Origin of the sequence: Bradyrhizobium sp. U87765 SZCCT0048 (assembly GCF_018131225.1) — a bacterium.
Classification (GTDB): Bacteria; Pseudomonadota; Alphaproteobacteria; order Rhizobiales; family Xanthobacteraceae; genus Bradyrhizobium_A.
Map to the genome: position 1 here is coordinate 778,974 of NZ_JAFCMM010000004.1, position 21,709 is coordinate 800,682.

20 protein-coding genes are annotated in these 21,709 nt (G+C 68.8%); 6 read left to right on the forward strand and 14 right to left on the reverse strand.

Translation table 11 applies throughout. The features are described 5' to 3' along the window. Position 1 precedes the first annotated feature (1 nt). The 3 genes from JQ639_RS26440 to JQ639_RS26450 form a co-directional block, all read right to left on the reverse strand. The gene (locus JQ639_RS26440) at positions 2-1,051 is read right to left on the reverse strand and encodes an ABC transporter ATP-binding protein (RefSeq protein WP_211968614.1); all 1,050 of its coding nucleotides are present in this window, start codon (positions 1,049-1,051) and stop codon (positions 2-4) included. Further along, positions 1,048-1,836 carry an ABC transporter permease gene (locus JQ639_RS26445; protein ID WP_211968613.1) on the reverse strand — a complete coding sequence of 263 codons (789 nt, stop codon included), beginning with the start codon at positions 1,834-1,836 and terminating at the stop codon, positions 1,048-1,050. The genes JQ639_RS26440 and JQ639_RS26445 overlap by 4 nt, the downstream gene beginning before the upstream one ends. Positions 1,837-1,919: 83 nt before the next feature. Next, entirely contained in the window at positions 1,920-2,558 is a 639-nt protein-coding gene (locus JQ639_RS26450) for a TIGR00725 family protein (protein WP_211968612.1), read from the reverse strand. Positions 2,559-2,660: 102 nt separating this feature from the next. Between JQ639_RS26450 and JQ639_RS26455 the strand changes: the two genes are divergently transcribed. After that, the gene (locus JQ639_RS26455) at positions 2,661-3,443 is read left to right on the forward strand and encodes a DeoR/GlpR family DNA-binding transcription regulator (protein WP_211968611.1); all 783 of its coding nucleotides are present in this window, start codon (positions 2,661-2,663) and stop codon (positions 3,441-3,443) included. A gap of 84 nt (positions 3,444-3,527) precedes the next feature. Here JQ639_RS26455 and JQ639_RS26460 read toward each other — a convergent pair whose 3' ends face one another. Beyond that, entirely contained in the window at positions 3,528-4,526 is a 999-nt protein-coding gene (locus tag JQ639_RS26460; protein WP_211968610.1) for an AraC family transcriptional regulator, read from the reverse strand. Positions 4,527-4,608: 82 nt separating this feature from the next. On the opposite strand from JQ639_RS26460, the gene JQ639_RS26465 reads away from it, so the two are divergent. Next, a complete protein-coding gene (locus JQ639_RS26465) occupies positions 4,609-5,805 on the forward strand; it encodes an MFS transporter (RefSeq protein WP_211968609.1) in 1,197 nt (398 codons plus the stop codon). A 378-nt stretch (positions 5,806-6,183) separates the two neighbouring features. Here the strand turns inward: JQ639_RS26465 and JQ639_RS26470 are convergent, their stop codons facing one another. From JQ639_RS26470 to JQ639_RS26485, 4 genes are all read right to left on the reverse strand, one after another. After that, the gene (locus JQ639_RS26470; RefSeq protein ID WP_211968608.1) at positions 6,184-6,609 is read right to left on the reverse strand and encodes an SRPBCC domain-containing protein; all 426 of its coding nucleotides are present in this window, start codon (positions 6,607-6,609) and stop codon (positions 6,184-6,186) included. Positions 6,610-6,691: 82 nt separating this feature from the next. Further along, positions 6,692-7,306, reverse strand: coding sequence for a 2-hydroxychromene-2-carboxylate isomerase (locus tag JQ639_RS26475; protein WP_211968607.1), 615 nt, complete (start codon positions 7,304-7,306; stop codon positions 6,692-6,694). Between the two features lie 228 nt (positions 7,307-7,534). Next, positions 7,535-8,884, reverse strand: coding sequence for an MATE family efflux transporter (locus JQ639_RS26480; RefSeq protein WP_211968606.1), 1,350 nt, complete (start codon positions 8,882-8,884; stop codon positions 7,535-7,537). 119 nt (positions 8,885-9,003) lie between these two features. Further along, on the reverse strand, positions 9,004-9,615 hold the full coding sequence (locus tag JQ639_RS26485) for a DUF2239 family protein (RefSeq protein WP_211968605.1): 612 nt from the start codon (positions 9,613-9,615) through the stop codon (positions 9,004-9,006). A 158-nt stretch (positions 9,616-9,773) separates the two neighbouring features. Here JQ639_RS26485 and JQ639_RS26490 point away from each other — a divergent pair, with 158 nt between their 5' ends. Further along, positions 9,774-10,439, forward strand: a complete 666-nt coding sequence (locus tag JQ639_RS26490) for a glutathione S-transferase family protein (RefSeq protein ID WP_211968604.1) — start codon at positions 9,774-9,776, stop codon at positions 10,437-10,439. A gap of 331 nt (positions 10,440-10,770) precedes the next feature. Here JQ639_RS26490 and ggt read toward each other — a convergent pair whose 3' ends face one another. After that, on the reverse strand, positions 10,771-12,522 hold the full coding sequence (ggt, locus tag JQ639_RS26495; RefSeq protein WP_211968603.1) for a gamma-glutamyltransferase: 1,752 nt from the start codon (positions 12,520-12,522) through the stop codon (positions 10,771-10,773). Positions 12,523-12,595: 73 nt separating this feature from the next. Between ggt and JQ639_RS26500 the strand changes: the two genes are divergently transcribed. Continuing rightward, positions 12,596-14,068 carry an MFS transporter gene (locus JQ639_RS26500; RefSeq protein ID WP_349644631.1) on the forward strand — a complete coding sequence of 491 codons (1,473 nt, stop codon included), beginning with the start codon at positions 12,596-12,598 and terminating at the stop codon, positions 14,066-14,068. Here the strand turns inward: JQ639_RS26500 and JQ639_RS26505 are convergent. The 4 genes from JQ639_RS26505 to JQ639_RS26520 all read right to left on the reverse strand — a co-directional run bounded on the left by JQ639_RS26505 (position 14,065) and on the right by JQ639_RS26520 (position 19,930). Then, a complete protein-coding gene (locus tag JQ639_RS26505) occupies positions 14,065-14,895 on the reverse strand; it encodes an AraC family transcriptional regulator (RefSeq protein ID WP_211968601.1) in 831 nt (276 codons plus the stop codon). The genes JQ639_RS26500 and JQ639_RS26505 overlap by 4 nt on opposite strands. 91 nt (positions 14,896-14,986) lie before the next feature. Beyond that, positions 14,987-16,579: a bifunctional phosphoribosylaminoimidazolecarboxamide formyltransferase/IMP cyclohydrolase gene (purH, locus tag JQ639_RS26510; protein ID WP_211968600.1), complete on the reverse strand. Its 1,593-nt coding sequence runs from the start codon at positions 16,577-16,579 to the stop codon at positions 14,987-14,989. Between the two features lie 118 nt (positions 16,580-16,697). After that, a complete protein-coding gene (locus JQ639_RS26515) occupies positions 16,698-18,446 on the reverse strand; it encodes a heparinase II/III family protein (protein ID WP_211968599.1) in 1,749 nt (582 codons plus the stop codon). 143 nt (positions 18,447-18,589) lie between these two features. Then, positions 18,590-19,930 carry an RsmB/NOP family class I SAM-dependent RNA methyltransferase gene (locus JQ639_RS26520; RefSeq protein WP_211968598.1) on the reverse strand — a complete coding sequence of 447 codons (1,341 nt, stop codon included), beginning with the start codon at positions 19,928-19,930 and terminating at the stop codon, positions 18,590-18,592. Positions 19,931-20,098: 168 nt separating this feature from the next. Between JQ639_RS26520 and JQ639_RS26525 the strand changes: the two genes are divergently transcribed. Together JQ639_RS26525 and JQ639_RS26530 are read left to right on the forward strand one after the other, a co-directional pair. Next, positions 20,099-20,332: a DUF1674 domain-containing protein gene (locus tag JQ639_RS26525; RefSeq protein WP_211968597.1), complete on the forward strand. Its 234-nt coding sequence runs from the start codon at positions 20,099-20,101 to the stop codon at positions 20,330-20,332. A gap of 93 nt (positions 20,333-20,425) precedes the next feature. Then, a complete protein-coding gene (locus tag JQ639_RS26530) occupies positions 20,426-20,998 on the forward strand; it encodes a thermonuclease family protein (protein ID WP_211968596.1) in 573 nt (190 codons plus the stop codon). Positions 20,999-21,058: 60 nt separating this feature from the next. Here the strand turns inward: JQ639_RS26530 and JQ639_RS26535 are convergent, their stop codons facing one another. Beyond that, positions 21,059-21,583, reverse strand: a complete 525-nt coding sequence (locus tag JQ639_RS26535; protein WP_211968595.1) for a L,D-transpeptidase — start codon at positions 21,581-21,583, stop codon at positions 21,059-21,061. Positions 21,584-21,709: the final 126 nt, after the last annotated feature.

Sequence of the window (21,709 nt, forward strand, 5' to 3'; positions counted from 1 at the left end):
TTTACGCAGGGTTTTGCAGACCGGCCGGCAGCAGCCGGACGGCGTCGGGCGGAATCGCGACCGATGTCACCGGTTCGCGTAAGTGAGTTTCGAGCTTGATCACGCCGCCGCCGACATCGAGGTCGATGCGGCGCACCGGGCCGAGATAGCGGTCGGCGACGACGGTGCCGGTGAACTGGCCGACCACGGCCGTCGCCGGTTCGTCGACAGGCGTGACACGCTCGGGCCGGACGAACACGGTCACCGCGTCGCCGATCGCGCGGTCGCCGGTGTCGCAGGCGAGCGGACCAAGCGCGGTGCCGACGAGGTTGGCGCCGGTCACCCGGCCGGGCCACAGGTTGGACTGGCCGACGAAGGCGGCGACGTCGGCGTTGACCGGGGTCTCGTACAGCGCGCGCGGCGGGCCGACCTGGATGAGCCGGCCGTCGCGCATGACAGCGACCTTGTCGGCGATCGACAGCGCCTCTTCCTGGTCGTGGGTGACCAGCAGCGTGGCGATGCCGGCGGCGCGCTGCACCCGCAGGATCTCGTCGCGCATTTCCATGCGCAGGCCGGCGTCGAGCGCCGACAGCGGCTCGTCGAGGAGGAGGCCGCGCGGTTCGAACACCAGCGCGCGGGCCAGCGCCACGCGCTGCTGCTGGCCGCCGGACAGCGCCGCGGGAAAGTCGTCGACGCGGTTGCCCATGCCGACCCGCTGCAGCATCGCAGCCGCGCGTTCGCGCCGCTCGCCGCGCGACAGGCCCCGCACCTTCAGGGGATAGGCGACGTTCTCCCACAGCCGCATGTGCGGAAACAGCGCGTAGTTCTGGAACACGACGCCGAGGCGGCGCGCCTCGGGCAGCGCGGTGCTGACATCGTCGCCGTCGATCAGCACGCGGCCGCTGCTTGGCTGCACGAAGCCGGCGAGCAGCTTCAGCACGGTGGATTTGCCGGAGCCGGAGGCGCCGATGATCGCCAGCAGTTCGCCGCGGCCGATCTCCAGCGAAATATCGAACACGCCGGTCGACGTGCCGGGATAGGTGTAGCTGACGTTGTCGTAGCGCAGGCTCATGCGGCGGCCCTTCCCTTGCCGGCGCCCGCAACCTGGGCGGTGACGCTGGACGCGAGCGAGGCGATGGTCGCGAGCAGCAGCAGAACGATGGTGGCGGCGCAGGCAAAGCCCGTCGCGCCATAGAATGCCTGCAGCAGCACCACCGGATAGGTGCGCGACAGGAAGCCCGAAATGAGGTTGGAGAGCTGGAATTCGCCGATCGACAGCGCCGCCACCGTCAGCGTCGACGATAGAAGACTGGTGCCGAGCAGCGGCAGCGTGACGTCACGAAAGCGCATCAGGAACGAGGCGCCAAGCGTCGCGGCGGCGTGCTCGTAGTCGTCGAGGCCGAGCTGGTCCATGTCGGCGATCAGCGCCGTCACGGTGTAGGGCAGCGTCAGCACGAGATGGCCGGCGGCGAGCAGCCAGAAGCTGCCGAGCCAGGGCAGGGCATCGGACGAGAACACCAGGATGAAGCCGAACGCCAGCACCAGTTCGGGCACCGCGACCGGCAGGAAGGTGACGAGGCGCGCGGCGATGCGCACGCCGCCGCGGGCGCCGGCCTGGATGGCGTAGGCGAGCGGCAGGCCGATCAGGACGTTCAGGATGCAGGTGAGGGCGACGACCTGCAGGCTGGTGGTGAAGGCGCGACGGAAGCTCGGGTCGGACGCAACCTCGACGAACCAGCGCGTGGTGAAGCCGCTCGGCAGCAGCGTGTTGCTCCAGCTCTCGCCGAACGATCCCAGCCCCAGCAGCGCGACGGGCGCGGCCAGGAAGACCAGGTAGAGGATCGTGATCAGCCGCACCCGGCGCTCCCTCGGTCGCCGCTTCGGCGCCCGACAGCGCTTAGCGGTCTTTCATGATAGATCAATGACGCGTGGAAGAAATATTACATATGGCCATCGAGAGCGAGCACCCGTGCGGCGATTCGCTCCAGGGCCTCGTCCATGGAACCGAGCCGCGGCACCGCCTCGACCTGGGGCGCGTCCGCGAGCGCCAGCACCAGGCGCCTGAACTGCAGGCCGAGCGCCATTTCCGACAGCGTGCCGACACCGCCGCCGACCGCGACCAGCGCGAGGCAGGCGCGGGCGATGATGGCGTTGCGCGCCGGGCCGATGCCGGTGGCGATGGGGATGGCGACATAGGGGTTGGCGGCGTCCCATTCCTCGTCGGGCAGCAGGCCGACCGGCAGGCCGCCGCCGGCGGCATGGCCGCGGCAGGCGGCTTCCATCACGCCGTTCTTGCCGCCGCACAGCATCTGCAGGCCGTGACGCGCCAGCGCCTTACCGAGGGCTTCTGCCAGCGCGCACTGCGCGTCGGTGGCCTCGCGCGGCCCGATGATGCCGATCGGCACCCGGCGCAGCCGGCGCGTCGGGGCAAAGCGCAGCAGGGCCGCGACCGGAGAGACCGCCTCGCCCGCCTCCGCCGGTGGCGGCGCCTCGGTCCAGCGTAGCGCCGCCGGATCGAAGGTGCGGTCGCCGTTCGACAGGATCGCGGCCTGGGGGTGCCATCGCAGGGCGGTTGTCATGGTGTTTTCGTCTCTCTGTGCGCTGGTCGGATCACAGTCGCCGGCTTGATGTCGGCGGATCCCGTGGATATGTAAATTATCTTACATCGCAGGGAAAGCGGCATGGCGAGCGCGAACGGGCCGACCGACGAGATCACGCCCCGGCAGCACGAGATCGTGCGGATCGTCGGCGAGAAGGGGTTCGCCACCATCGAGGCGCTGGCGCAGCACTTCTCCGTGTCGGCGCAGTCGATCCGTCGCGACATCATCCAGCTCGACCGCGGCCGTCTGTTGCAGCGTTTCCACGGCGGCGCCGGCGTGCGCGATTCCACCGTGCGTCTCGGTTATGCCGAGAAGCACGGCCGCTCGATGGAAGGCAAGGCGCGGATCGGCGCCGCGGCGGCGGCGCTGGTGCCGGATGGCGCCTCGGTGTTCCTCGATGTCGGCACCACGGTCGAGGCGGTGGCGCGGCGGCTGCGCCAGCGCTCCGGCCTGCGTGTGTTCACGGCGAGCCTCGCGGTCGCCATGCTGCTCGCCGGCAACGAGGGCATCGACCTGCAGGTGTTCGGCGGCGCCTGTCGCGGGCCCGACGGCTCGCTGGTCGGCGCGACCACCGTCGCGGGGATCAACGAGATCCACTTCGATTGCGCGTTTCTCGGCTTCTCGGGCTTCGACGACGATGGCGGCCTGATGGACTTCGATCTCGACAAGATCGCGGTCAAGCGCGCGGCGCTGCGCCGCGCCGACATGGCGATTGCGGTCGGCGACGCCACCAAGTTCAGCCGCCGCGCGGTGGCGCGCCTCGGCGCGCCGGATGATTTCGCAAGGCTCGTGACCGATGCCGCGCCGCCGGCGGCGCTGGCGGCGCAGTTCAGGAAGGCCGGGTTGTCGGTGGTGGTCGCGTAGCGCCAACCCGCCGAGGATGCGCTATCGCGGTCACAAGCGCGTCGTCTCCACCCGTTGCCCGTCGGGGCTGCATCTCCGATGCGCTCACGCGGATGTCGTCTGGGCGCCATCGCGCATTGCGCCGGGCGGATGGCCGATCACGCGCTTGAAGGCGCGGCTGAACGCGGCCTGTGAACCATAGCCGAGGCGATGCGCCGCGGCGTCGATCGACATGCGGTCGCGGCCGATCCATTGCGACGCCAGCCGCATGCGCAGCTCGGTGAGATAGCGCACCGGCGTCATGCCGGTGACCGCGAGGAAGCGTTCGGCGAACACCGAGCGCGAGCTGCCCATCTCGGCGGCCAGATCAGCGACCGACCAGTTCCGGCCGGGGTCGCGATGCAGCGCCGCGATGACGCGGCCGAGGCGCGGATCGCGCAGCGCCGCGACCCATCCATTGCTGTCGCCGCAACCGCATTCGACCCACGCCCTGACGATGAACGCCGACACCACATCGGCAAGCCGCGCCAGGATGCCGGCGAAACCGGCGCGGGCGCCGCGGGTCTCGCGCTCCATCGCCTCCAGCATCGGCAGGATTTCGGGGTAGCGCTCCAGCAGCGTGCCCACCAGCATCATGTCGGGCATCAGGGCCACCAGCGGATGCATGCTGCCGAGATCGAACGCCATGCAGCCGCTGAAAATCAGCGCGCCGCCGGTGTCGCCGGTGCAGTCGTCGCAGGCATGGATATCGCTGACGCTGGCGCACAGCGGCGCGGCCTCGAACGCGGTGACACAGCGGCCGGGCATGTCGGGCTCGGAGACGAGATCGTGCGCGCCGCCGCGCGGCAGCAGCACCGCATCGCCGGTGGTCATCGGACGGATCACCTGGTCGGCGCCACGCAGGAACACCGGGCCGCGCGCCACAAAGTGGAACTGGGCCCGCCCTTCCTCAACGCCGAAGCGGATCCCGAACGGCGGGGTGATCTGGATGCGGTGATACCGCAGCCCGACCAGCCGCATCCCCATGAGCAGCTCGCTGACGAGATCCGCCGGGGTCTGCGTGGGGTCTGATCCCCCGCGATTATCGGACGCATGATCAAGCATGCCGGACTTTATGGCATGGATCGTCCGGCGCCGCCATCCTATTTGCTGCACCGCAAGGATGTTGCCGCGAATGGAGAGATGAATGAGCGACGTGGTGCAGCCGGCTCGGCAGAGCCGTGCGGAGGGGCCCGCCTGGGGCGCCGTGGTGTCAATGACGTTCGGTGTCTTCGCCCTGGTGACGGCGGAGTTTCTCCCGGCCAGCCTGCTGACGCCGATGGCGGCGGATCTCCGGATCAGCGAGGGCGTCGCCGGCCAGACCGTGACCGTCACCGCCGCGGTGGCGCTGGTGACCAGCCTGCTGATCCCGGCGGCGACGCGCCGGGTCGACCGGCGGCACGTGCTGCTGGCGTTTTCGGTGCTGCTGATCCTTTCGAACCTGCTGGTCGCGTTCGCGCCGGGATTGACGTTCCTGCTGCTCGGCCGCGTGCTGCTCGGCATCGCGCTCGGCGGCTTCTGGACGATGTCGGCGGCGGTGGCGATGCGGCTGGTGCCGGAGCCGCTGGTGCCCCGGGCGCTGTCGATGATCTTCAGCGGCGTGTCCGCAGCGACGATCCTGGCGGCGCCGGTCGGCAGCTATCTCGGCGAGATCATCGGCTGGCGCAATGTGTTCCTGATCACTCTGGTGCTGGGCGTGGTGACGCTGGTCGCCCAGTTCGCAACGTTGCCCCGCATGGCGCCCAGCGGGCTGACGCGCCTGCGCACGCTGGCCGATGTGCTGATGCGGCCGGGCATTGCGCTCGGCATGCTCGCGGCGATGCTGGTGTTCACCGGACATTTCGCGTTCTTCACCTACATCCGTCCGTTCCTGGAGACGGCGACCGGCGCCGGCATCGGTGCGGTCTCGGCCATCCTGCTCGGGTTCGGCATCGCCAACTTCCTGGGAACGCTGCTCGCGGGCCCGCTGCTGGAGCGCAACCTGCGGCTGACCTTGATCGCGATGCCGCTGCTGATGGGCGCGCTCGGCGTCAGCCTGGTCACGCTGGTCAATCCGGCCGTGGATGCGGTGATGGTGGCGCTGTGGGGGCTCGCGTTTGGCGCCGTCCCGGTGGCGTGGTCCACCTGGCTGACGCGCACCGTGCCGGATCAGGCGGAGAGCGCCGGCGGTCTTCTCGTCGCGGCCGTGCAACTGGCGATCGCGGTCGGCGCCGCCGCGGGCGGCATGCTCTACGATTTCAGCGGCGCCAGCGGCGTGTTCAGCGCCAGCAGCCTCGTGCTGCTGGTGGCCGGGTTGATCATCGTGATCGGGGTGCGCTCCCGGCCGGCGGTCGAGGCCGTTTAGCGCATACGCTGGCACATCTCCGTCATCCTGAGGGTGCGAGCGTCAGCGAGCCTCGAAGGATGAACGGCCGATGCGCTCGGGCCGTCGCCCTTCGAGGGTCCCGCTGCGCGGGACCACCTCAGGGGAACGGATGACGAAGCCTCGTACAGCGGAAGTCTTTCGGACGCCGATATATTGCGGCGCGTTGCGACGATCGTGTCCGTTCTCTGAGCACGCCACACCCCCCGCGTCATTGCTGGACTTGATCCGGCAATCCAGCTTGCTCACCACGCGACGAGCGCCAGTTAAAGCTTCATCGCCAGGTCTCGACGCTTCGCGTCGGCCCGGTGATGACGCTGAATATGAAGGAGCGGCCCATGTTCAGGACGCCGCACCCGATCACCCCAGATAGGCCTGCAGGCTGCGCGTCATCAGCGCCCAGCCGGTGCGGCCGGCGGCGGCGAGCGATGGCGGCATCTCGCCATTGACGTATTCGCTGACGACGAGCCGACTGCGAGAGGGCTCGTCCGCTGCCGGTGCGATCGTGAACTCGACCTCGCAGTCGGGCATATCGATCCCGGGCGGGTTCTTCCTGCCCCAGGTCACGCGCAGCCGGTGCGGCGCGTCCTTGGCGAGCACTGTGCCGTCGACATGCCAGCCATCGTCGCGCGCGAGGCGGAAGGCGCCGCCGACGTCGCCGACCATGACGCGGGCGCGCATGAAGTAGTGTTCGGTCTCGTCGGCATCGGTCAGCGCGGTCCACAGCCGCTCGGCCGATGCAGCGACGACAACCTCGGTGCGGCTGTTCAAGTGCCAGTCCGGCATTCGATGCTCTCCGGCCGCATCGATTCGCGGCGCGGGCGTAAGCCTATCACGGGCGCGCTCACAGCCAGCGCCCGCCGCCGGCTCAGCCGTGCTGCGCGGTGATCAACTCCTCGACATCGCGCAGCTGCTCCTTGCCGAAGAACATCTCGTCGCCGACAAAGAAGGTCGGCGAGCCATAGGCGCCGCGGTCGACCGCGTTCTGGGTGTTGGCCATCAGGCGGCTCTTGACGTCGTCGTCCCTGGTGCGCGCCAGCAGCCGCGCGGCGTCGAGGCCGGACTCGGTGAGCGCTTTTGCCGCGACCTCGGGATCGTCCATCTTCTTCGGCTCGGCCCACATGTGATGGAACGCGGCGTCGACATAGCGCGCGAAGTCACCATCGATCTGAGCTGCCACCGCGCCACGCATCAGCAGCAGCGTGTTGACCGGGAAGAACGGGTTCATCACGTAGGGCTTGAGATGATAGCGCGCGAGGAAGCGCCTGGTTTCCAGCGCATGGAATTCGAGCTTGTTCCTGACGCCGCTGAACGCCTCGACCGGCGAGCGGTTGTTCGTCAGCTTGAAGATGCCGCCGAGCAGGACCGGGACATACTCGAACGTGACGCCGGTGCGGCGCTCGATCTCCGGGATCACGAGATGGCTGAGATAGGCGTTTGGACTGCCGACATCGAACAGGAATTGCGGATTGGGCGTGGCCATCGTTTCGCTCCGTGGATCATTGCTTGCGCGTCGGCGCGGGAGCCTCCCGCGTCGCGGCCGTTACCGGCGGTGCATTAAAGCAAATCATACCGCTGCGGCAAACAATGCGATGGTGCGGTCGATGAGCCGTCTGCTCCTCCGCAGGACGACCTCGACAGTGTCCTGAAGATGATCGAGCCGTGAGGCGATCGGCCGGCCGGTGAACGGTTCACCGGCCGGCCACGATCGTTACACCAGCCGCTCGATCGGGCGCTTGCGCCAGACCAGCAGATAGTACCCGGCCTGCAGCACGAACATGGTGCAGAAGGTGACGGGGTAGGCCACCCACACGCCCTTGAGGCCGATGGTTCGGCTGAGGACCAGCGCGACCGGCACCTCGACCGCGGCGATGGCGAAGATCGACAGCGCCATCGGCACGAACACGGTGCCGCTCGCCCGCATCACACCCGAGAACACCCCCGACAGGCCGAACGCCACCGAACTCCACAGCACCACATGCAGCAGCCGCTGCGCGAGGTCGATCACCGGCGGATTGGTGATAAACGCGCTCATGATGGTGCGCGACAGGAGATAGGCGAGCACCACGAGGCTGCCGGTGAGGACGATATTCAGCATCAGCCCGGTGCGGGTGATGAGATGCAGGCGGTCGACGTCGCCACGGCCGATCGCCTGGGCGGAGAAGATCGAGGCGGTGATCGCGATGGATATCGCCGGGAACTGGACGTAGCTCAGCACCTGGTTGACGGCGCCATAGGCCGCGGTCGCATCCGCGCCGAAGCCGTTGACGAGGCCGAGCAGCACCACTTCCGCCAGCGCCATGGCGGCGATCTGCACCGCCGAGGGCATGCCGAGACGCACTATGGTCAGCAGCAGCCTGGGGTCGACCTTCATGCCGCGCAGGAACACGATGTCGGGCGCCATGGCGTGCTTGCGGCCGCGCAGGTAGAGACCGTACCAGACGATGGTGCAGGTCGACGACACCAGCGAGGCGACCGCGGCGCTGGCGACGCCGAGCCGTGGCAGGCCGAGCCAGCCCTGAATCAGGGCCGGCGTGACCAGCAGGCCGATCATGGTGGAGACGCCGAGCGCGATCAGCGGCGTCACGGTATCGCCGACGCCGCGAACGATCGAGGTGGCGAGAATGAAGGCGTAGGTCGCCGGCATGATCATCATCATGATCCGGGCATAGAGGATGGCGTCCTCGATGATGTCCGGCGGCGTCGCCAGCGCCACCATCATCGGACGCGCGAACAGGCCGCCAAACACCGCGATGACAAGGCCGCCGATCAAGGCAACGCTGAACGCGGCGCCTGCCACGGTGCGCACCTTCAGGAGATCGCGTGCACCATAGGCCTGGCCGATCAGCACGGTGGCGCCGGCGCCGAGGCCGATGATGAAGGCGATGAACAGGAACAGCACGGGGAAGAACGCGGACACCGCGGCGAGCGCGTTCACGCCGATCATCTGGCCGAGATAGACATTGTTGAGGGTGCCGAACAGCGCCTGCAGGATATTGCTGAGCATCATCGGCGCGAGAAAGACGAGATAGGTCTTCCACAGAGGTGTGGGAGCGGACATGGGCATCCTCGGGCAGGAACGGGTCGAAGTCGGATCGTCTGGAGCAGCGCGGCGTCGCATGGATACGTCGCGCGGAGCGAAGCGGAAGCGGCGCGGGATTCGAGCGGGATCGAATCGTATCAGCGCGTGGTGCCGGAGCTGTCGTCGTGGAGGGCCGGGGCGGCCAGGCGCCGGGCGTGATCGCGAATATCCGTCGGCCAGCCGTCCGTCAACTCAATGAAGCGTGTCCGGTTGCCGGCGAACAGGGCGCGCATGGCGTCCTCATAGTGCGTGCGGTTGCCGGCCATCACCGAGGCAAAGCGATAGGCCGCCTCCTGGGCCTGACGCATGCGGTCTTTCGAACCGTGCGTCTTGCGGGCCTCGTCGATCAGGCGCCGCAGCGCCACCGACGCGCCGCCCGGCTGCAGCGCCAGCCAGTCCCAGTGCCGCGGCAGCAGGGTGATCTCCCGCGCCACGACGCCGAGCTTCGGCCGGCCCGGCCCGCGGGCCGGTTCGGCGGGGGCGGGTTCAGCCGGCTGCGGCGCGGCCGGCAGGCGCGCCAGGACGTCGTCGAGGCTGCCGCGGAGATCGATTTCCACCGGCTGGCTGGTCTCGACATTGAACACCAGCACGCCTTCCGGACTGTCCGTGCCGATCGCCTGCTTGATGTCGCGCGCTATGTCACGCAGCACGCCTTCGGCGATGCGCCGGTCGTTGCGGAAAGCAATGCAGCTGGTGCGGGTGTCGCTCATGGCCTGGCATTTATTACCCGGGTAAATTTAAGAGTCAAGCCGACCGGCATCGCGCCGCGCCATGCAAATCGTGTTGTCGATGGTGCATTCCCGGTTCCGCGCGGTCCTGATACCAGAAGGTGGGCCGCCGTCCGGCGCGGCCAGTGGGGGAGGGCGTCATGCTGACCGTGCATCATCTCAACAACTCGCGTTCGCAGCGGGTGCTGTGGCTGCTCGAGGAGCTCGGCGTGCCCTACGAGATCGTGCGCTACCAGCGCCAGCCCAACATGCTGGCGCCAAAGGAACTGCGGCAGATCCATCCGCTCGGCAAATCGCCGGTGATCACCGACAACGGCAACACCATCGCCGAATCCGGCGCGATCCTTACCTATCTCGTCGAGACCTATGGCAACGGCCGGCTGATCCCGCCGCCGGGCACGCCGGAGCGGCTGCGCTACACCTACTGGCTGCATTATGCCGAAGGCTCGGCGATGTTTCCGCTGCTTCTGAAGCTGATCTTCGGTCTGCTGCCGAAGCGCGTGCCGGCGCTGATCCGCCCCGTCGCGCGGATGATCGCGGGTGGCGCCATGACGACCATGATCGACCCGCAGCTCCGGCAGCACATGGCGTTCTGGGAAGGCGAGCTGGCGAAATCCGAATGGTTCGCCGGCAACGACTTCACGGCGGCCGACATCCAGATGAGCTTTCCGCTGGAAGCGGCCTCCGCGCGCGGTGGGCTGGAGAACGGCCACCCGAAGGCGATCGCGTTCCTGTCGCGTATCCACGCCCGCCCGGCCTATCAACGCGCGCTGGAGAAGGGCGGGCCGTACGAGGTCGGGCGATAGAGAGAACAGATCTCGCTTGCTCTCGAAGCGCGGCGGAGCGGATGGCCTTTGAGGCCGGGTTTGATGGTTGCGGTCGTTATGACGGGCCCGCGACGTGTCCGCATTGTCTGCGTGATCACCGGGCTGACGCCAACGGGTCCGCGCGAAGCGCGGCCCGGTGACAGGCTCCGCGTCGAGACCCGGTGATCCAGCTTGAAACCTGCCAGCCAGGCCGCGAGCAAGCTGGATTGGCAGGGCGAGCCCGGCAATGACGCGGTGGGAGTGGCTGGCGCCGAGGGCTGCCGGACAGCTGGCCGGCGAGTTCAATCATCATACAGAAGACATCACGCCCCTACGGCGCCGCGGCGGCGGCGCCGCGGGTGCGTGGGTCGGGAGCGCCGAGCGCGCCCTCGGCGGTGAGGCTGATCGAGTTGGCCGACGTCTGGCCGAGCGGCATCACGATGGTGTGGCCTTTCGCGCGCAGGCCATCGAGCACGTCGGCGGCAAATCCCTGCTCGACATAGACGCCTTCGGGACGCCACTGCTGGTGCAGCCGCGGCAGCGCGACGGCCTGCTCCGCATCCATGCGATAGTCGATGACGTTGATCATCACCTGCAGCACCGCCGAGATGATGCGGCTGCCACCGGGCGAACCCGTCACCAGCACCGGCTTGCCGTCCCTGAGCACGATGGTCGGCGACATCGACGACAGCGGCCGCTTGCCGGGGCCCGGCAGGTTGGCCTCGAAGCCGACGAGACCATAGGCGTTCGAGGCGCCGGGAGCTGCGGTGAAGTCGTCGAGCTCGTTGTTGAGCAGCACGCCGGTGCCCTCGGCCACAAGGCCGACGCCATAGCTGAAGTTCAGCGTATAGGTGTTGCTCACCGCATTGCCGTCGGCGTCGACCACGGAGAAATGCGTGGTGTTGCTGCCTTCGCGCGGCGCGGCCTGCGCCGCGGCGATCTCGTCGGCGGTGGCGGCGCGGTCGCGGCGGATGGTGGCGCGCTGCTGCGCGGCATAGTCGGTTGACAGCAGCCGCTTCAGCGGCGCGTCTGCGAAGGCAGGATCGCCGAGATAGCGCGCGCGGTCGGCGTAGGCCCGCTTCATCGCCTCGATCAGCAGATGCAGCGATTCCACCGATCCCTGCTTCATCTCGCCGAGCTGAGTGCCTTCGAGGATGTGAAGCGTCTCCATCAGCACCACGCCGCCGGACGACGGCAGCGGCATGGAGACGATGTCATAGCCACGGTAGCTGCCGCGCACCGGTGTGCGGATCACCGGCTGGTAGGTCCTGAGATCGTCGGTGGTGATGATGCCGCCGGCGTCGCGAATGCCGGCCACGAGCTTGTCCGCCACCGCGCCTTCGTAGAAGCCGCGCGGCCCCAGTTCGGCGATGGCGGTCAGCGTTGCGGCGAGGTCGGGCTGCAGCAGGCGGTCGCCCTCGCGCAGCGCGCTGCCGTCCGGCCGCGAGAAGATGCGCGCCCCGGCGGGCCAGCGCGACAGGCGCTTGTGCCACTCGGGCAGGGTGTCGGCGATATCGTCGGTGACGATGAGACCGTTGCGCGCCAGCGCGATCGCCGGCGCGATCAGGTCCTTGAGCGCGAACTTGCCGGAGCCATACTTCTCGAGAGCGAGCGCAAGGCCGGCGACCGTGCCGGGAATGCCGATGCCAAGCGCCGAATCGCGCGACTTCGCTTCGTCGGGCTTGCCGTCGGCACCGAGAAAGACGTCCCGCGTGATCGCCGCCGGTCCCGTCTCGCGATAGTCGATCGCGATGTCCTCGCCGCCAGCGCGATGGATCAGCATGAAGCCGCCGCCGCCGATGTTGCCGGCGCGCGGATAGGTCACCGCCATGGCAAAGCCGGTCGCGACCGCGGCGTCGACGGCGTTGCCGCCGCGCGCCAGCACGTCGGCGCCCATATGCGCCGCGATTTTTTCCTGTGCGACGACCAGGCCTTTGCGTGACGCGACCGGCGCCGTCTGTCCGGCATAGCCCGGCGCGTAGGTGCTGCGGCGTGCGTCCTGCGCCGCGGCGGGAACGGCAAGGCCGGCAAGCAGGAGAGCGGTCAGGACCGCGCGGCGGCTTGCTCTCAAGATCGTCGCCATTGTCTCAACTCCTGCAGCTTTTCTCGTCACGGGACGTCGTCAACCCTATGGTAAGACATCCGATGGCGAATCGATATCGGTCGCACGGCATTCGGGCCATGCGGTCGCCCAATCGACGAACGGAATCGCGCTGATGACCCCTCCCTCCGTCGCTCTCGACAGCAGCCCCGAGGCGCCGCGGCGCTATCCATCCTGGCCCGCAGTGGTGAGCTGGATCTTCTTCGACTGGGCTGCGCAGCCCTATTTCACCCTGATCACGACTTTCGTGTTCGCGCCCTATTTCGCCACCAATGTGGCGGCCGATCCGGCAACGGGGCAGTCGCTGTGGGGGTATGCCACGGCGTCGGCAGGGCTGATCATCGCGCTGATGTCGCCGGTGCTCGGCGCGATCGCCGACGCCAGCGGCCGCCGCAAGCCATGGATCGCCGCCTTTGGGGCGCTGCTGGTGATCGGCGCCTCGATCATGTGGATCGGCAAGCCGGGCGACCAGGCGGCGATCCTGCCGCTGCTGATCGCGTTCGGCATCGCCACCATCGGCGTCGAGTTCGCCACCGTGTTCAACAATGCGATGATGCCGACGCTGGTGCCGCCGGAGCGGATCGGCCGCCTCTCCGGCACCGGCTGGGCGACCGGCTACATCGGTGGCATCCTCAGCCTGATCCTGGTGCTCGGTTTCCTCGCTGCCGATCCCGGCACGGGGCGCACCTTGTTCGGCTTCACGCCGCTGTTCGGCCTCAATGCGGCAATGCATGAGGGCGATCGCATCACCGGGCCGCTCACCGGACTGTGGTTCGTGATCTTCGTGCTGCCGATGTTTCTGTTCACGCCGGACTACGAAGCGCGCCTGCCGGTGCGCCGCGCCGTACGCCAGGGGCTGCGCGAGTTGCGCCAGACGCTCGCGAGCCTGCCGAACAACCGCCAGATGGCGACGTTCCTGATCGCGAACATGGTCTACACCGATGCGCTGGTGGCGCTGTTCGCGTTCGGCGGCATCTATGCCGCGGGCACGTTCGGCTGGCACACCATCCAGATCGGCGTGTTCGGCATCCTGCTGGCGATTTCCGGTACGTTTGGCGCATGGCTCGGCGGCAAGCTCGACGACCGCATCGGGCCGAAGAAAGTCATCACGGGCAGCATGCTGCTGCTGCTGCTCGCCATCGCGGTGATCCTGTCGATGGACCGCGATCGCCTGTTCTTCGTCGTCGAGGTCACGCCGCCGGTGCCGGGCGGACCACTGTTCGCGGCGCCGGCCGAGAAGGCGTACATCGTGCTCGGCGCGCTGATCGGCGCGGCGGCCGGGCCGCTGCAGGCGGCCTCGCGCACGCTTCTCATCCGCCTCGCGCCGCCCGATCGCATTACCCAGTATTTCGGGCTGTTCGCGCTGTCGGGCAAGGTGACATCGTTCATGGCGCCGCTCGCGGTCAGCCTCGTCACCGCGATCACCATGAGCCAGAAGGCGGGCATGACCGTGCTGGTGGTGTTCTTTCTCGCCGGCCTCGTGTTGCTGTCGCGGGTGCGTGACCCGCACGCACGGCGGCCCGGCTAGCGCGCAAGCGGAAGCCAGATCTCGATGGCGCCGGTTCCGGTCGCCGGATCGAAGCGCTCGTCGTAGCGCTCGAAGTCGGGGGCGTCCGCGACCTCGTGGCCGGAGGCCGGCAGCCAGCGGGTCCAGATCGTCCGCATGGCGCCGCGCATCGTTGCGACGTGATGATGGGTGAATACGGCGTAGCGCCGTGCAGGGATGCGCACCCGGCCGAAATCCTCGGGCACGTCGTCAAAGCTCGTGACTTCGACGCCGGCGACATAGTCGAAGTTGCCGCTGCCGTCGCTGTTGCAGCAGACGCCATAGGTGATCATCCCGACCTGTCCCGGCATGTGGCCGATATGCGGAATGAAGCGCTGCCACTGCGCCGGGATGCCGTGATTGGTCTCGAAGCGGTAGCGCTCGCCGAGGCCGGCGACGAGCAGTGCGCCATGACTCTCGAAACGCGGGGGCGCCAGTTCGATGAAGGCAGGTTCGCCCATTCTGATCGGCTCCACGAGTGTCAGGGCCTCGATGTTGCGTCGCGTGCGGACGGCTTCGGGCGTCAGGGCGAACTGTTCACGGAACGCGCGCGTGAAGGCCTCGTGCGAGCCATAGCCGGCGTCGAGTGCGACGGTGAGAATATCGGGCGCGCCGTCCGCGAGCTGTCGCGCCGCGAGCGTCAGCCGGCGCGCGCGGACGTATCGCATCACCGATCGTCCGGTGGCTTCACCGAAGGCGCGGCACAGGTGATAGCGCGAGACGCCGGCGAAGTGCGCGATCTCCGCGAGGGTCGCGCCGCACTCGACCCTGCTCTCGATGAACCACAGGGCCCGGGCGACCGGCGTCATGTCAGGCTCCGCTGCATGGTCCGCACTCTAGCAGCGGCCCGCAGCGGTGACTTGATCAGAATTGCGCCGGCCTGCGCCAGCGCTGTCCGCCTCAGTGGCGGAAGTGGCGCACGCCGGTGAACACCATGGCGATGCCGTGCTCGTCGGCGGCCTGGATCACGAGGTCGTCGCGCATCGAGCCGCCGGGCTGGATCACCGCGGTGGCGCCGGCTTCGATCGCGGTCAGCAGGCCGTCGGCGAACGGGAAGAACGCGTCGGAGGCGACGACCGAGCCCTTGGTCAGCGGCGCGGCGAGCTTGGCCTCGACTGCCGCGTCCTGCGCCTTGCGGGCGGCGATGCGGGCCGAGTCGACACGGCTCATCTGGCCGGCGCCGATGCCGACGGTGGCGAGGTCCCTGGCGTAGACGATGGTGTTCGACTTGACATGCTTGGCGACACGGAAGGCGAAACGCAGGTCGGCCAGCTCGGCCTCGGTCGGCGCGCGTTTGGTCACGGTCTTGAGCACGAGGTCGTCGACCACGGCGTTGTCGCGGGTCTGCACCAGCAGGCCGCCGGCGACGGTCTTGGCGGTGAGACCGCCGGCGCGTGGATCCGGCAGGCCGCCGGCGAGCAGCAGGCGCAGGTTCTTCTTTGCGGCGACGATCGCGATCGCCTCGTCGGTGGCGTCCGGGGCGATGATCACCTCGGTAAAGATCTCGGTGATGGCGCGCGCGGCCTCGGCGTCGAGGGTGCGGTTCAGCGCGACGATGCCGCCATAGGCCGAGGTCGAGTCGCAGGCCAGTGCCTTGCGGTAGGCGCTGACAAGATCAGTACCTTCGGCGACGCCGCAGGGATTGGCGTGCTTGACGATGACGCAAGCGGCGGTGCGCCCGGCGTCGAACTCGCCGATGCACTCATAGGCCGCATCCGTGTCATTGATGTTGTTGTAGGACAGCTGTTTGCCCTGCACCTGGCGTGCAGTGGCGACACCGGGGCGGCGCTCCGGAAGCGCATAGAACGCGGCCTTCTGGTGCGGGTTCTCGCCATAGCGCAGCGCCTCGACGAGGCGGCCGCCGATGGCGCGGAAGTCCGGCGCGTCGATGGCGAGACGCTCGGCGAACCAGTTGGAAATCGCCGCGTCATAGGCTGCGGTGCGGGCATAGGCCTTGGCGGCGAGGCGGCGGCGCAGCGTGCGCGTGGTCGCGCCGCCATGGGCAGCGAGCTCGTCGAGCACGGCCTGGTAGTCGGCGGCCTCGACCACCACGGCGACGTCGTCGTGGTTCTTGGCCGCGGCGCGGATCATCGCCGGGCCGCCGATGTCGATGTTCTCGATGCAGTCTTCCTCGCTGGCGCCTTTGTCGACGGTCGCCTCGAACGGGTAGAGGTTGACCACCAGGAGATCGATCGGCGCGATGCCATGGGCGGCCATGGCGCCCTTGTGCTCGGCATTGTCGCGGATCGCCAGCAGGCCGCCGTGCACCTTGGGATGCAGCGTCTTGACCCGGCCGTCCATCATCTCCGGAAAGCCGGTCAGCTCGGAGACGTCCTTGACCGGAAGGCCCGCGGCGGCGATCGCCTTGGCGGTGCCGCCGGTGGACACCAGCTCGATGCCATGGCCGGCGAGAGCCTTTGCGAATTCGATCAGGCCGGTCTTGTCGGAAACGGAGAGAAGGGCGCGGGTCACGCGGCGCGGGTGGTCGGTCATGGCGTCAAATCCAGCGGCTGGGAAGCCCGCCGGGTAGCACGATTTGAGGGGGTACGAAACCGCCGGGGCCGGACTTTCTTAAGGCATTTTCGGCAGGGGCCGGCGGCTGGCGCCGGAGCTAAAGCGGCAGTTCGGGCTCGTGGCGGGCGCTGCGCCGGGCATTGGTCACCGCGGCGGAGGCCGCCGAGCGCATCAGGGTCCAGCGGATGCTGGCGGCCTGGCGCGCTGTCTGGCGGATGACGATCTGGACGGTGCGCCGCGGGCCGTCGGTGCCGGCCAGGAACACGCTGTCCTCGAGCTCGACCCGGTCGTCGAGGGCCTCGAAGGTCCACACGTCCCGGTTGGGCAAGACCAGCATCACACCTCGGGCGTCGCTGAGGCGGCTCGCCTTGACCGACGGGTGGAGATGGAAGCGCAGGGCAAAATCGTCGGTGCCGGCCTTGATGCGGCCGGTGGCGACCAGGGTGTCCTCGCCGTCCAGCCGGGTTCCATCGGCCGCCAGCATCAGCACGCGCCGGTGCACCATGCCGAACTGGGGCACATAGCCGTCATGGGAGGTGGTGAGCAGCGTGCCGTTGGCCATGGCCTCGCGCTCGACCTCGACGGTGCGCGGGCCGCGGGTGATCGGCGCGCCCTGCAGCAGCCGCTTCATGGCGCCGAGTTCGACGAACTGGCACGACGAGGTCTCGTGATAGGTCAGGGTCGAATGCGCCGGCGTGCCGCGTGCGAAGGTCCGCCAGTTGTCGCGGCCAGTCGGGGGCATGCCGCAGTTGGTGAGGACGCGGCTGGTGCCGACCGACAGCTCGAACGACAGGCAGCCGGCATGGGCATCGTGGCTCACGGTCGCCGGCGGCGGTGCGCCGGTGTCCATGATCAGCGTCACCGGCCCGGCCTCGAGGCGCTGGAAGCCGGTGTGCGGCATGCTGGCCATCGGCACGCCATGGGTGTCGTCATAGGCCAGCAGCGTCGCCACCTGGTCTGTCGGCGTGTGGCTCATGCCGTTGAACAGCGCGAAGCTGCCGTCACCATGGCGGAAGAACCGCAGCATCGGCATCATGCGGTCGATGGCGTTGAGCAGCGGTGGCGGCGGCGGGATGTTGCGCGCCGCAAAGGTCTGCCGCAGCGGCAGCAGGTCGAGCAGGATTTCGATCAGCGCACCGGGATTACGCGAGATATGGCCGCCGTCCGGCAGGATCTGGCGCTGCAACTCGTCCGACAGCTTGCGCGTGATGGCGCGGATCTGGCGGCCCTGGTTGGCCAGGCACAGCGCCGCGTAGCACAGCGCGATCTGCACCTGCAGCCGCGGCAGACCATCGGCGATGTCGATCATCGCATAGCGCAGGTAGCGGATTTCGCGGGTCAGGCCGCGCAGGTAGCGGCGGTAGAACTTGCTGTCGGTGTCGGACAGGACCAGCGGCGCCTGCGACAGCAGCGAGATGACACGCCGTGCCAGCACGTCGGCGCGCCAGCCGACGCCGCGGCCCTTGCCCTGGTGGGTGAACCAGTCCTCGATCAGCGAGCGGGCGTTGGCGCGGGTCAGCGCCGAATCGGCCGCGCGCAGGTGGCGCAGCCAGCCGAAGCCGAGCAGCGCCGCCTCCCAATCCTCGGATGGCGGTTCCAGTTCGAAGATCGAGCGGCCGTGGCAGGTGACGATCTTGCCGGCGAAGACGAATCGCCCGGCATAGATTTCGGCGGCGCGGGTCGAATCGGTGGTGCGCAGATCCTGCGGGGCGATGATCAGCCGGTCGGTGCGCGACGGCAGCAGGCTCGACAGCGCAACCGAGCCGCCACCGACGCGCGCCGCTGTCTTCCTGGCGAAGCGGCCAAGCAGAAGCGTCGAGATTCGTCGTCGTTGAGCGGCCGACACGCGCACCTTTGACTTTGGCGTAGAATCGTTGCGCACCCTTTTAGTCTGGAAATGCGCCGAGCACACCCTACCGGACAGACCCTAACAAAGCCCGACAGCCGCCCGGCAGGCGGCGGGGGGTGCATCTGATTCGATAGCAGGCCTCAGGCCTTGACCAGGCGGGCGGCGTAGAAGCCGTCGAGTCCGGCGAGACGCGGATCAGGGTTGGGCAGGTGACAGGGCAGCGTGCGGATGTCGCCTTGCGCATTGATGATGTCGGCAAGGCCGCCGACTTCGGCGGGATCGACCGGCACGCGGCGCATGGTGCTGTCGGAGGCGAGCAGTGCTTCGACCGCCTGCTCGCCTTCCTCCGGCTCCAGCGAGCAAGTGCAATAGACCAGCGTGCCGCCGGGCTTGAGCAGGGCCGCAGCCTTTTGCAGCAGCCGCCGTTGCAGCGCCGCAAGCGCGTTGATGTCGGCCTCGTGCTTCAGCCAGGCGACGTCCGGATGGCGGCGGATCGTGCCTGTCGCCGCGCAAGGCGCATCGACCAGCACGCCGTCGAACGATTCGCCGGGCCATTCGGTGGCGTCGGCCACCACTGTCTCCGCGTGCAGCGACAGGCGGGTGAGATTGTCCTGCAATCGTGCGATGCGGCCGGGCGAGCGGTCGACCGCGGTGACGCGGGCGCCGGCATGGGCGAGCTGGGCGGTCTTGCCGCCGGGCGCGGCGCAGAGATCGGCGATCGCCTTGCCGTCGACATCGCCGAACAGCGTTGCCGGCAGCGCGGCGGCCGCGTCCTGCACCCACCACGCGCCGTCGCTGAAGCCGGGCAGCATGGTGATCGGGCCCTGCAGCAGCGTGCGCACGGTTCCGGTCGGCAGCGCCTCGCCGTGCAGCCGCGTCGCCCATTGCGCGGCGTTGGCCTTCACGGTGAGATCGAGCGGCGGCTCATGGCCGATGGCGCGGGCGATTTCACGCGCGGTGCTTTCGCCATAGTGCGCGATCCAGCGTGCCATCAGCCACGGCGGCACGTCGAGCGACTGCGCCTCGACCTCGCGAATCAGCGGTTCGGCCTCGCGCGCGCAGCGGCGCAGCACAGCGTTGACGAGGCCGGCGTATTTGGATGCGCGACGGTCGGCCTGCACGAGTCGCACCGACAAGTCGACCGCGGCGTGATCGGGTACATCCATCCAGAGAATCTGCGCCGCACCGATCAGCAGCGCGCTCTGCGCCCGCGGGGCGTCGGCCGGCAGGCCCTTGTCGAGCAGGCGCGACAGCACGTGGCGCAGCGTGCCGAGCCGCCGCAGGATGGTCGCGACAAGGCGGCGCATCAGCGCGCGGTCACGGTCCGACAGCGTCTTGAGGGCGGGATGCGCGGCCGCGCCGTCGAGCTGGTCGTCGAGCGTGCGGCGCTTGTGCAGCACGCCATCGAGTATGTCCGCGGCGATCCGGCGCGTGGCGAGGCCTGGAACCTCGGTGGGCGGAGCGAATCGCGAAGGCTTCATGGACAACGGGCATTACTCGAGCTGAGAGGAGCGGCAGGTGGCGGGACCACCAACGTGACATGTGAATATGCCAAATGTAAGAAGCGCCTTCACGCCATCACAATCACACACCAGATGATAGTGTCAGACCGTGCTGGTGTGGATCTGGCGCGCGACGGGAGCCTTTCGATGACTGACAGCAACGACGTACCTGCGTCGCCCGTGCGTGACGCCGCCGATGCGACGGCAGCGCGCAAGCCGCTGCCGCCCGCCGCCCAGCGTGCACTGGCCGAGGCCGAGGAGCGCCGGCGCAGGGCGCAGGCGGAAGCCGAGGCGCGGCCGGTCGAACTGCAGGGGCCCAGGGGTCCCGAGCCCACGCGCTATGGCGACTGGGAGCGCAAGGGTATCGCCTCCGATTTCTGAGGCGCGGCCATGCCGGCGTGCCGGCATGGCTTAAGATTACGTTCTGCATTTGTGCTATAGTCGGGTGACCCGCTTCCGCCGCCCGGCCCCGCCATGTTCTTTCAACCCCGTCTCAACGCCCCGCTCCGCAGCCGCATCGCGGCCGTATTGCCGTGGGTGTTCGTCATCGGCGTTGCGGTGGGAACCGTGCTGCCGCTGCGACGCTGGCTGCACCTGCCGGCCCCGCCCGGCGTATCGCGGTCATGGCCGGACACCGCCGGCGAGATCCTGGGTGATCGGAGCGCCGATCCGGCTGCACGGATGTCCGTGGAGGTGCTGCGCACCATCGATGGCGACACCTTCGTCGCGCGGGTGCATCTGCCACGGCCCGATCGCGTCGTGGTCACGCGGGTGCGGCTGCGCGGGGTCGACGCGCCGGAACTGAAGGCGGCGTGCGAACGCGAATGGAAGATGGCGAAAGCCGCGACCACGGCGCTGAAGACGCTGCTCGGCGAGGGCGGTGTTGCGATCTACAACATCGGTCCTGACAAGTACTCCGGCCGCGTCGTCGCCGATGTCGCCACCGCGCGCACGCCCAACGTCTCCCAGGCGCTGCTCGCCGCCGGGCAAGTGCGCCGCTACGACGGCGGCCACCGCAACGGCTGGTGCGGATTCTGGGAGCGCTGACGCCCGAAACGGACAAAGCCGCGCGAGGCGCGGCCTTGTCGTCAGTCGTGGTGCGAAATCTCAGCGTGCGGTGACGACCACCGGGGTACCGACGGAGACGCGGCTATAGAGGTCGGTGATGTCCTCGTTGTACATGCGGATGCAGCCATACGAGACGTAGCCGCCGACCGAGTTCGGTACGTTGGTGCCGTGGATGGCGTACTGGCCGCCGCCGGACAGCGTCATCGCGGCGACGCCCATCGGGTTGGCCGGCGAGCCGCCGGGAATGACGTCCGGGATGGAAGGCTTGTCGCGCTTGACGTCGGCGGGCGGCGACCATGCCGGGTTGCGGTACTTGCCGTCGATCCGCGCGGTGCCGGCCCACTGCTTGCCGGCCTTGCCGACGCCGACCGGATAGCGCACCGCCTGGCCCTCGCCGAGCACCAGGTACAGCCGGCGCTGGCCCGTCTTCACGACGATGGTGCCGGGCTCGTAGGCCTCCCGGAACGAGACCACGTCCGGGCGCGCCTGCGCCGGGGTCAGGGCCAACAGGCTGCCGGCCACTGCCAGCGCGCCGATCACTGCAACCGAGGTCTTCACCGCCATGCGTTTCTCCTCAACTCCCATGACCGGGGGCCATGGGCGCATCCGATCCATTCCGTGTCGAAAATTGTAGGGTCGCGGCGCTGACCAAGAGGTTCAGGGACCGGCCCCGCCACGGCGTCCGAGGGC

Coding starts and splice junctions, on each gene's coding strand:
- JQ639_RS26505 (WP_211968601.1), bottom strand. CDS start 14,895: ATGACGCCGGTCGCCCGGGCCCTGTGGTTCATCGAGAGCAGGGTCGAG.
- JQ639_RS26525 (WP_211968597.1), top strand. CDS start 20,099: ATGACTGACAGCAACGACGTACCTGCGTCGCCCGTGCGTGACGCCGCC.
- JQ639_RS26520 (WP_211968598.1), bottom strand. CDS start 19,930: ATGAAGCCTTCGCGATTCGCTCCGCCCACCGAGGTTCCAGGCCTCGCC.
- JQ639_RS26530 (WP_211968596.1), top strand. CDS start 20,426: ATGTTCTTTCAACCCCGTCTCAACGCCCCGCTCCGCAGCCGCATCGCG.
- JQ639_RS26465 (WP_211968609.1), top strand. CDS start 4,609: ATGAGCGACGTGGTGCAGCCGGCTCGGCAGAGCCGTGCGGAGGGGCCC.
- JQ639_RS26535 (WP_211968595.1), bottom strand. CDS start 21,583: ATGGCGGTGAAGACCTCGGTTGCAGTGATCGGCGCGCTGGCAGTGGCC.
- JQ639_RS26455 (WP_211968611.1), top strand. CDS start 2,661: ATGGCGAGCGCGAACGGGCCGACCGACGAGATCACGCCCCGGCAGCAC.
- ggt (WP_211968603.1), bottom strand. CDS start 12,522: ATGGCGACGATCTTGAGAGCAAGCCGCCGCGCGGTCCTGACCGCTCTC.
- JQ639_RS26440 (WP_211968614.1), bottom strand. CDS start 1,051: ATGAGCCTGCGCTACGACAACGTCAGCTACACCTATCCCGGCACGTCG.
- JQ639_RS26480 (WP_211968606.1), bottom strand. CDS start 8,884: ATGTCCGCTCCCACACCTCTGTGGAAGACCTATCTCGTCTTTCTCGCG.
- JQ639_RS26485 (WP_211968605.1), bottom strand. CDS start 9,615: ATGAGCGACACCCGCACCAGCTGCATTGCTTTCCGCAACGACCGGCGC.
- JQ639_RS26475 (WP_211968607.1), bottom strand. CDS start 7,306: ATGGCCACGCCCAATCCGCAATTCCTGTTCGATGTCGGCAGTCCAAAC.
- JQ639_RS26450 (WP_211968612.1), bottom strand. CDS start 2,558: ATGACAACCGCCCTGCGATGGCACCCCCAGGCCGCGATCCTGTCGAAC.
- JQ639_RS26490 (WP_211968604.1), top strand. CDS start 9,774: ATGCTGACCGTGCATCATCTCAACAACTCGCGTTCGCAGCGGGTGCTG.
- JQ639_RS26470 (WP_211968608.1), bottom strand. CDS start 6,609: ATGCCGGACTGGCACTTGAACAGCCGCACCGAGGTTGTCGTCGCTGCA.
- JQ639_RS26460 (WP_211968610.1), bottom strand. CDS start 4,526: ATGCTTGATCATGCGTCCGATAATCGCGGGGGATCAGACCCCACGCAG.
- purH (WP_211968600.1), bottom strand. CDS start 16,579: ATGACCGACCACCCGCGCCGCGTGACCCGCGCCCTTCTCTCCGTTTCC.